Source organism: Anaerococcus sp. mt242, assembly GCF_016798225.1.
In the GTDB taxonomy this organism is placed as follows: Bacteria; Bacillota; Clostridia; order Tissierellales; family Peptoniphilaceae; genus Anaerococcus.
Genome location: NZ_JAEUYX010000028.1, coordinates 1 through 13630, shown reverse-complemented (window position 1 = coordinate 13630; position 13630 = coordinate 1). Strand labels below are relative to the sequence as shown.

Here is a 13630-nt window from a genome sequence, read left to right as displayed (position 1 = left end):
TAAAAAACTGACCTCCTTAAGTTGATTAGGTCCAACTTTAAGGGGTCAGTTCATTACTCTAGGGATTTTATCTTAAATCAAGTTATTTTCTTCTAACCACAATTCTATATCAGTATCTTTAACTTTTTCTTTTAGTCCTTTTGCAACTAATTTTGGCACTGGAAGATTTGGTTTTGCGTAGTCATTTAAAGCACTTACTGCATTCATTAAATATCTAATATCATATCTTGATGCATATACTTCAGGTATTCCTTTTTCAACTCCACATAAAGCGTAAACGGCTTCCATTGCTGTTCTTCCAGAGTATTCTGTTGTAAAGACTGTGTCTCTACCAGGTCTATCTAAGGTTTCTGCAAATTGACCTAGAAAGGCAAAGTTTACTGCTCCTTTTGGCACAACATATGGTCTATCACCAAATTCACGTGGCTCGAAATGACTTGTAATATATGGCATCATAACTGGGATTGCAGAGCATGTTTCGGCTAATCTGTCAATTTCTGCTGCAGGTACTCCAATATGATATAACCACTCTTTTGTGATTTCTTTACCTGTACAATCTCTCATAGCTTTTTCAACAAAATTACCTTTTTTATCTGAGAATAATCCATAAACCCATACGCAAACATCCTCTTTTGGTTGGCCAACATATTGAGGTTGTCTATTTATAGTCCAGCTCATTAACCAATTTGAGTCATGAACTGTCACTATACCACCTGTTACAGTTTTACCTGTGTATGGACTTCTTTGAGTAATTTTTTCTATATAATCTATTACTTCCCCACCATGAACAGTTACTGTGCAAGATTCCCAGTTTGTTCTTTCTACATCTGAACAGAATTTATCAGGCTTACCAAATTCATCAGATTTTAGGGCTATATTTCTCCAAAGTTCCCAGCTACCACCAAGTTCTGCACTAAGGTTTGCTGGAGTATTGTCATCACCATAGCTTGTTGATTCTGTCATTGAACCGTTTGTTATAAATACAAGATTATTTTCTGTTAGATCAATTGATTTATCCTCCCCTTTTGAATTTTCCATTACTAATTTTGTAGCTACTTTCTTCTCATCAGTAATATCAAAATCAACATCTTTTACAGTTACGCCATATTCGAATTTTGCACCTTTATCTTGTAGCCATTTAACAATTGGTTTGACAATTGATTCGTATTGGTCATATTGTGTAAATTGAAGAGCTGAAAGATCTGGTAGTCCCCCTACGTGGTGGATAAATCTGTTTAGATATAATTTCATTTCTAGGGCAGAATTCCAGTTTTGGAAAGCAAACATTGATCTCCATAGAGTCCAGAAATCGCTTTCTAATGTTTCTTTACTAAATACTTCATCAATTTGCTTATTTTCGAGTTTTTCATCAGCAGTGATTGTTAAATCCATAATTTCTTTTAAGGCTTTATCACTTAAATTGAATTTACCATTGTCATATCTTTGACCATTTTTATGGATTATACGACATTTACTGTAATTAGGATCATCTAAGTTTGTATAGAAGAAATGGTCTAATATTGATTGATCAGGATCTTCTGCAGAAGGAACTGCACTATATAAATCCCATAAAATTTCAAAATGGTGACCCATTTCTCTACCACCACGAGCGACATAACCGTGATGCTCTTCCTTGTAGTCTCCATCCAAGCTTCCACCTGGTAAGTCTAATTGTTCTAAAAATGTAATATTTTCAGGCTTCATATGAGCATCTTTTACTAGAAATCCACCAGCAGATAAGGCAGCAAGGCCCGTTCCTATTATATATGCTTTTTTATCGTCTATATCTTTAGGTTTTCTAGCATTAACTAATGAATGATAATTTCCATTTACAAAATGAACTCTATCATCATAACTTTTTTTATTCATTTTTACTCTCCTTTTTTGATAAGACAAATTTTTTAGCTGGTATATAATATCAGTTAAAATATCTTATATTTAGATATTACCCTCTAATAAATTTATTAATCATTTATATTTATTTATTTTTATAATATTTATATGAAATAATATTTATATAAGTTTTTTGATAGATGAGTTAATATGTAATATAGATAATTTAAATATAAAAAACCAGCACTTAATGCTGGTTAAAAAGATCTATATATGCTTTCTTATTAATTTAATAGATAAAATGTTTCCATCTAGCTTAACTTGCGAATCATCCACTAAATATCCTATTACTTTCAATTCATCTTCACTATCAGAGTCCATTAATCCATCATAATAGTCATCATAGGCCAAAATTCTTGGATTAGTTAATTCATCCTTTAAGCTTTCTATATCAATATTTTCTGGATTTATAGTTCCTTCTATGGAAACTTTTGTTGCTTTTTCATCTATATTTATATTTGCATTTATATTTTGAAAACTATTTAAAACAAAATATTCTACTATTACATTTAAGATTTTTCTTGCCTTATCTCTTTCCTTAATCAACTTTCACGCCTTTCTTTAAAATTTCTAAATAAAGGTAATAATATTGCAGCTACAAATGCTCCTGCTAGTCCGTTGTTATATAAGTTTAATCCAGCATGGATAAATCCGGTATTAGTTGCTACTGCTTTATGAATGAAACCGGCAAAGATACCTGCAATAAATCCAAATTCACCAGCTATTGGAGCTATAGTAGTTGAAAATAATCCTGTTAAAATTGCTGTTGTGCTAGATGGTTCATATTTATTGACCGTACTTGCAATAAACACGCCCATCATAATAGGCAACACATTTCGTGGATGTTTACCAAATGCTGCAAATCCTATAATTGTAAATATACCACCTAATATAGGACCATTAAAAACTCCATTACTAAACTTTACAAAAAGTATTGCTATTAGTCCAGTTAAACCCATATTTATCATTACTAAATATTTATTAGAATCTATAGTATAATCACTTATTAATTTACCACTTTGTATCAAAATCTCTTTGTAAGCGCCTAAACCTTTGTTTTTAAATATTCCATAAATAACTAGGCCTAAGCAAAATACTAGAATAAATAAAAAAGAATAAAGATCATTTCCTTCATAGACTATATAAGTACTTGGTATTTCTCTATCAAACATTCTTAATATTCCTGCATAGATTATCCCAATTACTCCAAGGGTAAAACCGATATTGTATAGGGAATAACCATCGTGAAATTTTACAAAGGATGAGGAAATTGGAATAACAATTAACCCTATAATTATACCGGCTAAAAATCCTAAAGAAATTCCCCAAATTAATGAAAAATCGAATCCAAAAATAAGCACGCTAACTAGTGGACTTATACCTGTTACAAAACACATGACTTGCATATAATTTACAATCGATAATCCCATTATCCTCGTGTAAAGATACACTCCAATCATTAGTGGAAGAGAATTTAAAATATTTTTTCCAAAAAAACTAAATCCAGTTAGGGTAAATAATCCTGCAATTAAGGCACCAGTAATGGGAGTTCCGCTTTTTTCTGCAAAAATAAGGGATATAAAAAGCATAAAACCAGCATTCATAAAACTAGCACCCATACCACCTATTTCAATATAATCAGAAACTAAAATACTTGAAGATGTAAGTATCTTCAATAAACCTTGGTAAATTCCATAAGGTGAATCTAAAAATAAACCATAGGCCATCATTATAATACTAAAAATATAAAATTCTAAATACTTAATTTTACTTAACTTTTTCATAATTTTATGATTTCACTTCTTTGTTTTTAAAGCTAATATTAGTAAGTGAGATTTTAAAAATTTTGGTAACAGACAAACTTCTTTCTATAGGTATATTAAAATAGTCCATCATATTTGGAGTATACTTTTGGCATAAGGCTCTCATAACTTCTACTTTGTGATCCACATCAGTTAGCTCTATAGCCTTATCATTTATAATCACAGATTCATAATTAATCGTAAAAACACTATTTACAAATTTTCCGTGTTTTGATGGATCTGCTGCCATTGCCTCTGCTTGATCACTATTATATAAATTAGGTACATGAGTATCTCCAACAATTGTTATATTTATAAATGGATTTTTTTCTAAGAAATCTATTTTTTTCCCTTTTTGTCCAGTATGAAAAAATAAATTATCCTCAACTCTTACCATAGATACTGGTATTGCATAAGATTCATTGTGATATGCCATAGATATAACTGCATATTGGGCATTATCAATAATTTCATAAGCTCTTATTATTTTTTCTTTATCAATATAATTAACCATAAAATCTCCTAAAATATCTATTAATCAACACTTTTATTTTATCTAATTATAAACTATAAATAAAATATTGACAATGAAAACGTATTTTATTATTATAATAGTAACTAGTTACTATTAGGAGGATAATTTGGAAAAAGAATTATTAGCTAAAAAACAAATGAGTTTTGCAAATATATTTATAATATCAAATAGACTTCAAACAGCTTGTGAAAAAATTCAAAGTGATATTACCATGAAACAATGGCTAATGCTTGCAATCGCTTCAAATATGGATGGCGAAAAAAATTTGACTAGAATTGGAAAGCTTATGGGTTGTTCAAGACAGAATGTAAAAAGACTAGCTAAACCATTAGAAGAAAAGGGATATATAAGATTGGTAAAAGGATTTCAAAATTCTTTAAATATAGAAGTGACAGAAAAGTATATGCAATACTCACATAAAATGAGTGATAAGCATATAAAAACTCTAAATCTTTTATTTGATGAGTTTAATGAAAAAGAAATTATTGATTTGTTTAATCTTTATAAAAAGTTAGAAAATGGCTTAGCTAAAGTTGAATCTTTTGGAGAAACTATGCATGAGGAGCTTTAGAAAAAAATTTATGATTATTATTGGAATTTTATTAGTAATTATCGGCGCAATCATTATTTACTTTAATATCTCATACTCACCATTAAAAAATAAATTTAATAATGACTTAGAAAATATAATTAATAACTCAAAGATTAATAATAATGACTTTACTGAAGATGACTTTAAATTATATCCTCATACTATTCAAAAGTATTTGAAAAATAATGGGTTCATAGATAATCGAAAAATGAATTATATGAATATTTTATTTCAAGATACCAATTTTATCCAAGATCCCAAAAAACCAAAATTAAAAATTGACTATGACCAATATAATTTTGCAAAATATCCAGCTCGTATTGCCTACATCAAAAGTTCACTATTTGGAATTCCCTTCGAAGGATATGACTATTTATATAATGAACAAGCAGGCATGAAGGGTGTAATTGCAAAAAATATTACTCTTTTTGATCAAAATGGCCCATATATGGAGTCAGGTGCTTTATGTACATATCTTGCAGAATCTTTATTTATACCATCATCACTTCTTGAAAATGATATATATTTTAAAGAAATCGACCCATTTAATATTAAAGCTACAATAAATAGTAATGGCCTTAGTGTATCAGGTATTTTTACTTTTAACGAAAATTACGAAATGATAAAGTTCTACACTGAAGATCGAGCTTTAGTAAAAGACAATGGAACTGTTGAACATATCCCATGGACAGCTAAGTGTAGTGAATACGAGAGAAATGAAAGCGGAATTAATTTACCCAAAAAATTACAAGCTATATGGAATTACCCAGAAGGTGATTTGATTTACTTTGAGGGAAATGTAAAATATTTTTTATAGCCAACCATTCTTTCTTCACCCCAGTAAAATAATGCAATTGTTCCAGGACCTATATGGCTACCTATAGTTGGACCTATGTTAAAAATTTTAACTTCCCCATCAATATTTGGGAATTTATCTTCAATGAGTGTTTTTAACTCTTCTGCTAGCTCGATATTATCCGCTGTGGAGATATAAACTTTCTCATCATAGTCATATCCACCGATAATATTTTCTTCCATTTTCTTTATCATTGTATTTAAAAGTTTTTTTCTGGTTCTAATTTTACCAGTAACTATCATATAACCGTCATTGTTTATTTCTATTAATGGGCAAATATGCAACATACCACCAATATTGGCGGCTGTTTTTGAAATTCTCCCTCCGCGAGCTACGTATTCTAGATCTTCGTTGCTAGTGTAGTTTATAACATGGAGTTTATTTTCTTCGGTCCATTTATAAAGTTCCTCAGCACTGAGACCCTCTTTCTTTAGCTCAGCAAGTTTGCTAACTAGTAGCCCTACACCAGCAGATGCCATTTTTGAATCAACTGGATAAATATTTCTGTCTGGAAAATCTTCCTTTAGCATATTTATTGCCTCAAGTAATGATTCATATTGGCTAGACATACCTGTTGATAAGCAAATATGGACTACATCTTGCCCTGCCTCTAAAAAAGGTCTTAAATAATTTAAATATTCTCCGATATTTATTCTAGAAGTTGATGGAGTAGCACCCTGCCTCATATTATCATAGAAGCTTTTCATATCCAGTGATTGACCAAAATCATCTGGATAAGTTTCTCCATTTAGTACATAATTTGCATTTATAACGCTTACCCCAAGTTCTTTGACATAGTTAACTGCTAAATCAATCGTTGATTCACAAGAAAGTATATAGTCTGCCACAAAATCCCCCTAATTTTATATAATCAAATTCTTTTATAAAATATTTTTTATTCTTTCATCTAATTTTACCCTGTCTATAGAAATATCAAAAATTTCTATAACAAAATAATCTTCAAGATCTATGCTTGGATAAAATTCTGATTTTTTAATATCAAGATTGTCAATATTAACTGAATAGTCATCCTCACAATTTCCAATAATTATGTATTGAGCAAAGGGATAAATTAAATTTCCCTTATCATCTATATATGGATACCCAAGTTCATAAGCTTTATTTATATCTACATTTTTATCATTTAAATATTTATGTAAATTTGGATAAGAAAATTTTATACTCTCGCGATAAAATTTACACATATCACAATTACATATATCCTCAAATTGTAAATAAAATTTTTTTGTTTTTTCATAATCAATATTCATAAATTTTTCCGATCATATGTTAATCATACCACGGATTATATTATCACTTTAATTTATCCTATTCAATTTTAAAAATAATTATTGTATAATGAATTTGAAAGAAACTTTTTTAGGAGGAAATATGAAATTAAATAAAGTTTTTTCATTAGGAATGATTCTGATGACTACACTTACATTTACAGCGTGTGGCAATAATAATGCTAATGAACCAGCATCTACAAATAACGATACTACACAAACTGAAGATGTAAAAGAGAATGATACAAAGAAAGAAAATGCTGATGAAGCAAAAGATAAAGATACTGCAGATAATGAAAATGCAGGTGAAAATCAAAAAATTGACAAATTAACAGTACAATTTGTACCATCTCGTGAACCAGATGAAATCATTACAGCTACTGAGCCATTAAAAGATATGCTAAAAGAAGAATTAGCAAAAGAAGGCTATGAAGTAGAAGATGTAGACATTTCTGTAGGTACATCATACGAAGCTACTGGTGAAGCAATGAGTGCTGGAACAGTTGATGTTGGATTTATCCCAGGTGGAACATACGTAACATATGATGATGGCGTTGAAGCTATTCTTACAGCTACACGTAACGGATTATCAATCGAATCTGATGATGCAAAAGAATGGAATGACAAAGCTCCAACAGAAAAAGTTGATGACCAAGTAACATTCTACAGAGGTTTAGTTTTAGCTGGTCCTTCTGAAAAAGGCCAAGAACTTGCTGCAAAAATTAATAAGGGCGAAGATTTAACATGGGAAGACCTTGATTCTGCAAACTGGGCAGTTATGGGACCTACTTCTCCAGCTGGATACCTATATCCATCTCTTTGGTTAAAAAATAATTATGACCATACAATCTCTGATTTATCAAATTCAGTTCAAGCAGACTCTTATCCATCTTCATTTGCAAGACTTGCTACAGGTCAAATCGATGTTCTTGTAACATATGCTGATGCAAGAATGGACTTTGTTGATCAATGGCAAAGCGAATTTGGTGGAAAAAATGATATTTTCACAGATGTACAAGTAATTGGTGTAACAGATAAAATGATGAATGATACAATCTCAGTATCAGAATCAAGCGAAAAAATGACACCAGAATTTATAGAAGCCTTACAAAATGCATTTATCAACATTGGTAATACTGATGAAGGTAAGGAAGTAATTGCTATTTATACTCACAATGGATACGAAAAAGCAAATCCAGCTGACTATGATTCAGAACGTGAAGTACAAAAAATGGCAAGAGATGCTAACTAAGAATATATAAAATAAAAACTAAAAAGGCCTATGCCCTAAGGGGTTTTAGGTCTTATTTTTTAATGAAGGAATTATAATGATAGAATTTAAAAATGTATCAAAAACATATGAAGGTGGATTTTTAGCCCTAAAAGATATTAATCTAACTATTCCTGATGGTGAATTTGTATCCATTATTGGATCATCAGGAGCTGGTAAATCCACCCTTATTCGTACAATTAATAAAATGCACGATATTTCAAGTGGAGAATTGATAGTCAATGGCAAAGATGTATCAAAGCTAAAAGGAGAAGAATTACGTAATTATAGACGAACAATAGGCATGGTTTTTCAAGGTTTTAACTTAGTTGAAAGAACAACTGCCCAAAAAAATGTACTCTCAACCTTTGTTCCAGATTTAAACTTTTTCCAAAAATTATTTGGGATTTATACAAAGGATATGAAAAGAAAATCTTTAGAAGCTTTGGATAGTGTAGATATCTTAGATAAGGCTTATTCTCGTACAGATGCCCTTTCCGGCGGTCAAAAACAAAGAGTGGCCCTCGCTCGTACAATTGTACAAAATCCAAAAATTATCTTAGCAGATGAGCCTATCGCAAGTCTAGACCCAGTATCTAGCCGTCAAGTTATGAACTATTTTAAAAAATTAAATCGTGAAGCTGGCATCACTGTGATAGTAAATATCCACGATGTAGAAACTGCCTTAGAATATTCTGATAGGATCCTTGGAATCAAAAAAGGTGAGCTAGCATTTGATGGTAAACCTTCTGAGGTAAATGTAGATGTTATTAGAAATATTTACGGCCAAGATCCTAAAAATATAGTTGTGGAGTAAACTATGGATAATATTTTTAAGCCAAAAACTATTACCCTATCTAACGGAAAAGTAGTAACTGAAAAAAAATCCAATACTCTATTGATCTCTATTATCCTCTTAGCTTTTTTAATTATTGCTCTAAGGGTAACAGGATTTAATAGCAAAATCCTTGCAAAAAATGGACGCAATTTATTTGTAATTTTAAAAGATTTGTTCAATCCGGATTGGGCTTACTTACCAAAAGTGATAGGGCCAACCATTGATACAATAAAAATGTCACTATTTGGATCTTTTCTAGGGGCGCTATTCTCTTTACCAATAGCTTTTTTAGCAGCATCAAATATGGTAAATAATAAATTTGTGAACTGGTTTTTTAAATTAGTATTTACAATTTTTAGGACCCTCCCTACTCTAGTAATCGCACTAATTGCAACTTATGTTTTTGGTCTAGGAACCTTAGCTGGTACTTTTGCAATATTTATTTTCTCTTTTGCTTATGTAGGAAAAATAATGTATGAAGAGATAGAAACTCAAAATCTAGGTGCTTATGAGGCAATGATTTCTATGGGCTATACTAGAACAATGGCATTTTTTAAAGGAGTTATCCCCTCAATTATGGCAACATATATTTCTACTTCCCTATTTAACTTTGAAGGAAATGTACGCTACGCTTCAATTTTAGGTTATGTAGGTGCTGGAGGACTTGGATTGCTTATTAATGAAAATATTGGCTGGCGTGATTATAACAGAGTAGGCACAATTTTATTTGCCCTTGTAATAACTGTTTTTGTTATAGAATTAATTTCTAGAACAATTAGAAAAAGGCTATCTTAGGAGAAGAATATGGATCAAAAAATAGAAAAAGTTTTAAAAGCTGAGCCAAATTATAGGCTTATACGTACGCTACTTACTATAATTACCATTGCCCTTCTCATTTGGTCATCAGGTGTAATGGACTTTTCAAAAACAAGTTCAAAGGGCTTAGGCATTATAAAATCAATTTTGGGCGGTATCATTCATCCTGATATGAGTCTTCTAACTGATTTTTCAGGGGATGGGCTTTGGTATTTAATTTTTGAAACTGTATGTATTGCATTTGTGGGTACACTTATAGGTGCTTTAATATCCCTACCCCTAGCATTTTTATCATCAGCAAATATTGTTCCCAGAGCGATTGCAGAAATTTTTAAAATACTTATTTTGCTTATAAGAACAATACCAGCAATTGTCTACGGGCTAATGTTTATAAGAGTTACTGGACCTGGGCCTTTTGCTGGGGTTATGACTATGACCTTTACATCTATCGGTATGCTTACAAAATTATTTCAAGAAACAATTGCAAATATTGACACGGACATACTAGAAGCTTTTGAATCTCTTGGAATTAATACTTGGGGCAAGATAAGATTTGGAATTTTGCCACAGCTATTTGCAAGCTTTCTATCTACAATTATTTATAGATTTGATATGAATATCCGCGATGCTACAACTCTTGGTTTGGTAGGAGCTGGTGGTATTGGGGCTCCACTTATATTTGCCATTAATGCCTATAGGTGGAATGAAGTTGGAGTTATATTACTTGCTCTTATGATTTTAGTTTTAATTGTTGAGCTACTTTCTACCAGATTCCGCAAAAAACTTGCTTACGGTATCTAGGAGGACTTTATGAAAATTACTATTTTAGAAACTAGCGATATGCATGCTTATATTTCAAACAAATCATTTGCAGAAATTAACAAAAGCGAGCTTTTCTCCATGTCAAAGATAAAAACATACATTGACCAAGTGAGAAACGAAAATGACTTTGTTCTTTATATAGATAATGGCGATAATATCCAAGGATCCCCTTTTGGAACTTTTTACCATAACAACAATGATATAAAAAACTTAGCTAGTTCTTATAACCTACTAACCCCAGACGCAATAGTCTTGGGAAACCATGATTTTAATTATGGTAAGGAATATTTAAAATCATATATAGATTATTTGGATGCTCCAGTGTTATCTGCAAACACCTTACAAAGTGATAGCTATTTGAATATCAAACCATATATCATCAAAAAAGTTGGAAATATTAAAATTGGAATTCTGGGCATTACTACCCAATACATCCCAAACTGGGAAAAACCTCAAAATATCCATGGTTTATCATTTAAATCCGCAATGGAAACTGCTGAGCATTATCTGCCAATACTTAAAAGTGAAGAAAAATGTGATATTGTAATTGTTTCTTACCATGGTGGTTTTGCAAAAGATTTAGAAACAGGACGTGAATTAACTCCGCAAACAGGAGAAAATGAAGGCTATGATTTGCTTTTCTCAGATTTAAATTTTGATGTATTTTTAACTGGTCATACTCACAAAGAAATAGCTGGCATTTATAATGATATAGTTGTTACACAACCCGGATTTGCTGGCGGGAAAATTTCTGAAATTTCTCTATATATAGACGAGGACAAAAAACTGGTAGATAGAGAAGTAAAGTTAGTGGATATGGCAGAAATAATTCCAAATGAAGAATTAGAAAAATTAGTAGAAGATGATTTAGTAGGTGTAAATGAATACCTAGACCAAAAATGCGGACAAATTTCACCATCTGCTCTTATAGACTCTGTACGAGAAGCACAAATTGAGGGTCATCCATACATCAATTTAATAAATCAAATTCAAATGGATTATGCAGACTGTGATATTGCAGCTGTAGCAATTTATTCCTTGGATGCAAAAGGCATTCCAAACGATGTTACTATGCGTGATATTTTTTCAAATTATAGGTTTAATAATACTTTGATGAAAATTGAAGTAAGCGGCAAAGAATTTAAAGAAATACTAGAATATAATTCTAATTATTTTATGCTAGATGAAGAAGGATGTTTAGTTCAAAACCCCGAATATTTTATATTTAATTACGACATATATTCTGGCGTAAATTACACTTTTGATTATACAAGAGAAAAGGGCGATAGACTTATAAGTGCCATTTATAAGGGTCATGAGATTACTGATGATGAAAAAATTACTTTTGCAACAAACAATTACCGAGCAATCGGGGGTGGTGATTTTCCAGTTTTAGATGGTACACAGATAATTTGGGAATCAGTACTAGAAATGCCTCAACTTATTTTTGAATATATCCAAAATAAAAAATTAGTTAAGATAAGAGACCTTGATACAGTAAATATTATTGGATTTAAGGACGTAAAATAAAAAGGACTAGCTATCAGTTGATAGCTAATCCTTTTTTGTTTTTTAATTTATTCCCAAATGAATTTCCACTTTCCAATTTATAAAGTTTAAGCATTAAGCAAATTATACCAATTGTAGTAATTATGTGTCCTATGCCAGCAATTCCAGCAATGGCATTAAGGTTTATTGTATCTACTCCATCCGACACAACTGTAAATATCCCTTTAACAAACATTGTGATAATAGTAATGGCAAGACCTGTAATATAGGTGTGATAGACTTTTTTTAATGATAATATATTTTCTTCATCAAAATTTCTAACTATAAAATAAATTCCCATTACTACTAAAAATCCAAGAGCTAATGTATGAGTATGGATAAGTTTTAAATAAGTATCTCCGTCAAATCCATAATATTTTGTAAATTCTCTAGAAAAAGCACCAGCAAATATACCCATTACAAGCATTGTAAATGAAGTGGCTAGTAATGAACTCGCCCTAAATTGTCCAGCAAAATATTTAAATCCAAATACTACTATAAATAAGTATGCAAGAGTTTTTGGCATCATCAAAGCTCCAACTGCAGGATACTTATCTGCAAATAAAACTACAGGGATATAGAATGCAAAGCTTAGTAAAATCAACCACCACATATTTTTAAGACCTGGTTTTTCTTTCTCTTTATATGACCAGATAATTAATAAAATTCCCATTATCAAGAAAGGAATATTTCTATAGATCCCCCATTGGTATGATTCATGTGCTCCTCCCCAATTATTTTCTGGCATAGCTACTAGGATGATTCTGATAATTGCTAGTGAATAAACTAAAATCTTCTTTTTATTATCATAATTTCCACTTTGTTTTCTATAAAAATAATAATATAAAACATAAAAAATTGTCATGGTAATACTTGTAACAACTTTCCCCCAAGAAAGTGCAACTGTGTGTGCTCCAAACCCTCCAGGACTTAAGTGTGAAATTACTCTGGGGAGCAAATGAAAACTATCCCCCACACCCAAAAGTATGGCCATAATTCCAAATAACTTAGCTTCTTTACTATTTTCCAAAAGTAGTCTGATACCTAAGGCTATTACTAAGGCTAGGTATCCTATATCAAATAAACTTTCTCCTAATTGCATTAAAAAATTCCTTCCTTTATCCACTCTATATGGATCTTATACTTTTCTATAAATGTAAGCTTATCCCATTCTTCTCTAAAGTTTCGCTCGATGAGGCTATGTACAATCGCCCTAAAAAAATAAATTTTTTCTATATCTATGCCCATAGAATCCGCCCTATTAAAAGCTTTCTTAAAATCCTCATGTGAGCATTCCCAACTTTTATTAAGATCCTCATCCCAATATAAAAACCTGTTTTTATATAAATTATAAACATCTTTATCAAAA

At 30.8% G+C, this 13630-nt stretch carries 14 protein-coding genes and 1 pseudogene; 7 read left to right on the top strand and 8 right to left on the bottom strand.

From position 1 onward, the window contains the following. Positions 1 to 72: 72 nt before the first annotated feature. From JNO63_RS08175 to JNO63_RS08160, 4 genes are all read right to left on the bottom strand, one after another. Positions 73 to 1869 carry an oleate hydratase gene (locus JNO63_RS08175; protein WP_203128437.1) on the bottom strand — a complete coding sequence of 599 codons (1797 nt, stop codon included), beginning with the start codon at positions 1867 to 1869 and terminating at the stop codon, positions 73 to 75. 231 nt (positions 1870 to 2100) lie between these two features. Continuing rightward, the gene (locus JNO63_RS08170) at positions 2101 to 2439 is read right to left on the bottom strand and encodes a hypothetical protein (protein ID WP_203128435.1); all 339 of its coding nucleotides are present in this window, start codon (positions 2437 to 2439) and stop codon (positions 2101 to 2103) included. Further along, positions 2436 to 3677: a DUF1576 domain-containing protein gene (locus JNO63_RS08165; RefSeq protein ID WP_203128433.1), complete on the bottom strand. Its 1242-nt coding sequence runs from the start codon at positions 3675 to 3677 to the stop codon at positions 2436 to 2438. Before JNO63_RS08165 ends, JNO63_RS08170 begins: the two co-directional genes overlap by 4 nt. A 4-nt stretch (positions 3678 to 3681) precedes the next feature. Continuing rightward, on the bottom strand, positions 3682 to 4209 hold the full coding sequence (locus tag JNO63_RS08160; protein ID WP_203128431.1) for a pyridoxamine 5'-phosphate oxidase family protein: 528 nt from the start codon (positions 4207 to 4209) through the stop codon (positions 3682 to 3684). A 127-nt stretch (positions 4210 to 4336) separates the two neighbouring features. Between JNO63_RS08160 and JNO63_RS08155 the strand changes: the two genes are divergently transcribed. Continuing rightward, positions 4337 to 4801, top strand: coding sequence for a MarR family transcriptional regulator (locus JNO63_RS08155; RefSeq protein ID WP_203128429.1), 465 nt, complete (start codon positions 4337 to 4339; stop codon positions 4799 to 4801). Continuing rightward, positions 4788 to 5639, top strand: a complete 852-nt coding sequence (locus JNO63_RS08150) for a DUF6544 family protein (RefSeq protein ID WP_203128427.1) — start codon at positions 4788 to 4790, stop codon at positions 5637 to 5639. Before JNO63_RS08155 ends, JNO63_RS08150 begins: the two co-directional genes overlap by 14 nt. Here JNO63_RS08150 and JNO63_RS08145 read toward each other — a convergent pair. Further along, on the bottom strand, positions 5606 to 6526 hold the full coding sequence (locus tag JNO63_RS08145; RefSeq protein WP_203128425.1) for a DegV family protein: 921 nt from the start codon (positions 6524 to 6526) through the stop codon (positions 5606 to 5608). The genes JNO63_RS08150 and JNO63_RS08145 overlap by 34 nt on opposite strands. A gap of 33 nt (positions 6527 to 6559) precedes the next feature. Then, positions 6560 to 6949: a hypothetical protein gene (locus tag JNO63_RS08140; RefSeq protein WP_203128423.1), complete on the bottom strand. Its 390-nt coding sequence runs from the start codon at positions 6947 to 6949 to the stop codon at positions 6560 to 6562. Positions 6950 to 7070: 121 nt separating this feature from the next. On the opposite strand from JNO63_RS08140, the gene JNO63_RS08135 reads away from it, so the two are divergent. From JNO63_RS08135 to JNO63_RS08115, 5 genes are all read left to right on the top strand, one after another. Next, positions 7071 to 8219, top strand: a complete 1149-nt coding sequence (locus JNO63_RS08135) for a phosphate/phosphite/phosphonate ABC transporter substrate-binding protein (RefSeq protein ID WP_238390504.1) — start codon at positions 7071 to 7073, stop codon at positions 8217 to 8219. A 76-nt stretch (positions 8220 to 8295) separates the two neighbouring features. Beyond that, complete coding sequence (phnC, locus tag JNO63_RS08130; RefSeq protein ID WP_238390503.1) at positions 8296 to 9054, top strand: phosphonate ABC transporter ATP-binding protein; 759 nt, start codon at positions 8296 to 8298, stop codon at positions 9052 to 9054. 3 nt (positions 9055 to 9057) lie between these two features. After that, complete coding sequence (phnE, locus tag JNO63_RS08125; protein WP_203128421.1) at positions 9058 to 9870, top strand: phosphonate ABC transporter, permease protein PhnE; 813 nt, start codon at positions 9058 to 9060, stop codon at positions 9868 to 9870. A gap of 9 nt (positions 9871 to 9879) precedes the next feature. Further along, positions 9880 to 10692, top strand: a complete 813-nt coding sequence (phnE, locus tag JNO63_RS08120) for a phosphonate ABC transporter, permease protein PhnE (protein WP_203128419.1) — start codon at positions 9880 to 9882, stop codon at positions 10690 to 10692. Positions 10693 to 10701: 9 nt separating this feature from the next. Then, the gene (locus JNO63_RS08115; protein ID WP_203128417.1) at positions 10702 to 12243 is read left to right on the top strand and encodes a bifunctional metallophosphatase/5'-nucleotidase; all 1542 of its coding nucleotides are present in this window, start codon (positions 10702 to 10704) and stop codon (positions 12241 to 12243) included. A gap of 13 nt (positions 12244 to 12256) precedes the next feature. Here the strand turns inward: JNO63_RS08115 and JNO63_RS08110 are convergent, their stop codons facing one another. Together JNO63_RS08110 and JNO63_RS08665 are read right to left on the bottom strand one after the other, a co-directional pair. Continuing rightward, positions 12257 to 13363 carry a DUF2871 family protein gene (locus tag JNO63_RS08110; RefSeq protein ID WP_203128415.1) on the bottom strand — a complete coding sequence of 369 codons (1107 nt, stop codon included), beginning with the start codon at positions 13361 to 13363 and terminating at the stop codon, positions 12257 to 12259. Beyond that, positions 13363 to 13630: pseudogene (locus tag JNO63_RS08665) on the bottom strand (TetR/AcrR family transcriptional regulator); the annotation flags it as partial. The gene JNO63_RS08110 and the pseudogene JNO63_RS08665, both read right to left, overlap by 1 nt.

What these genes read in the sequence shown, in the direction of transcription:
- JNO63_RS08165 (WP_203128433.1), bottom strand. Translation starts at nt 3,677, where the DNA reads ATGAAAAAGTTAAGTAAAATTAAGTATTTAGAATTTTATATTTTTAGT.
- phnC (WP_238390503.1), top strand. Translation starts at nt 8,296, where the DNA reads ATGATAGAATTTAAAAATGTATCAAAAACATATGAAGGTGGATTTTTA.
- phnE (WP_203128421.1), top strand. Translation starts at nt 9,058, where the DNA reads ATGGATAATATTTTTAAGCCAAAAACTATTACCCTATCTAACGGAAAA.
- JNO63_RS08140 (WP_203128423.1), bottom strand. Translation starts at nt 6,949, where the DNA reads ATGAATATTGATTATGAAAAAACAAAAAAATTTTATTTACAATTTGAG.
- JNO63_RS08160 (WP_203128431.1), bottom strand. Translation starts at nt 4,209, where the DNA reads ATGGTTAATTATATTGATAAAGAAAAAATAATAAGAGCTTATGAAATT.
- phnE (WP_203128419.1), top strand. Translation starts at nt 9,880, where the DNA reads ATGGATCAAAAAATAGAAAAAGTTTTAAAAGCTGAGCCAAATTATAGG.
- JNO63_RS08135 (WP_238390504.1), top strand. Translation starts at nt 7,071, where the DNA reads ATGAAATTAAATAAAGTTTTTTCATTAGGAATGATTCTGATGACTACA.
- JNO63_RS08150 (WP_203128427.1), top strand. Translation starts at nt 4,788, where the DNA reads ATGAGGAGCTTTAGAAAAAAATTTATGATTATTATTGGAATTTTATTA.
- JNO63_RS08175 (WP_203128437.1), bottom strand. Translation starts at nt 1,869, where the DNA reads ATGAATAAAAAAAGTTATGATGATAGAGTTCATTTTGTAAATGGAAAT.
- JNO63_RS08115 (WP_203128417.1), top strand. Translation starts at nt 10,702, where the DNA reads ATGAAAATTACTATTTTAGAAACTAGCGATATGCATGCTTATATTTCA.
- JNO63_RS08110 (WP_203128415.1), bottom strand. Translation starts at nt 13,363, where the DNA reads ATGCAATTAGGAGAAAGTTTATTTGATATAGGATACCTAGCCTTAGTA.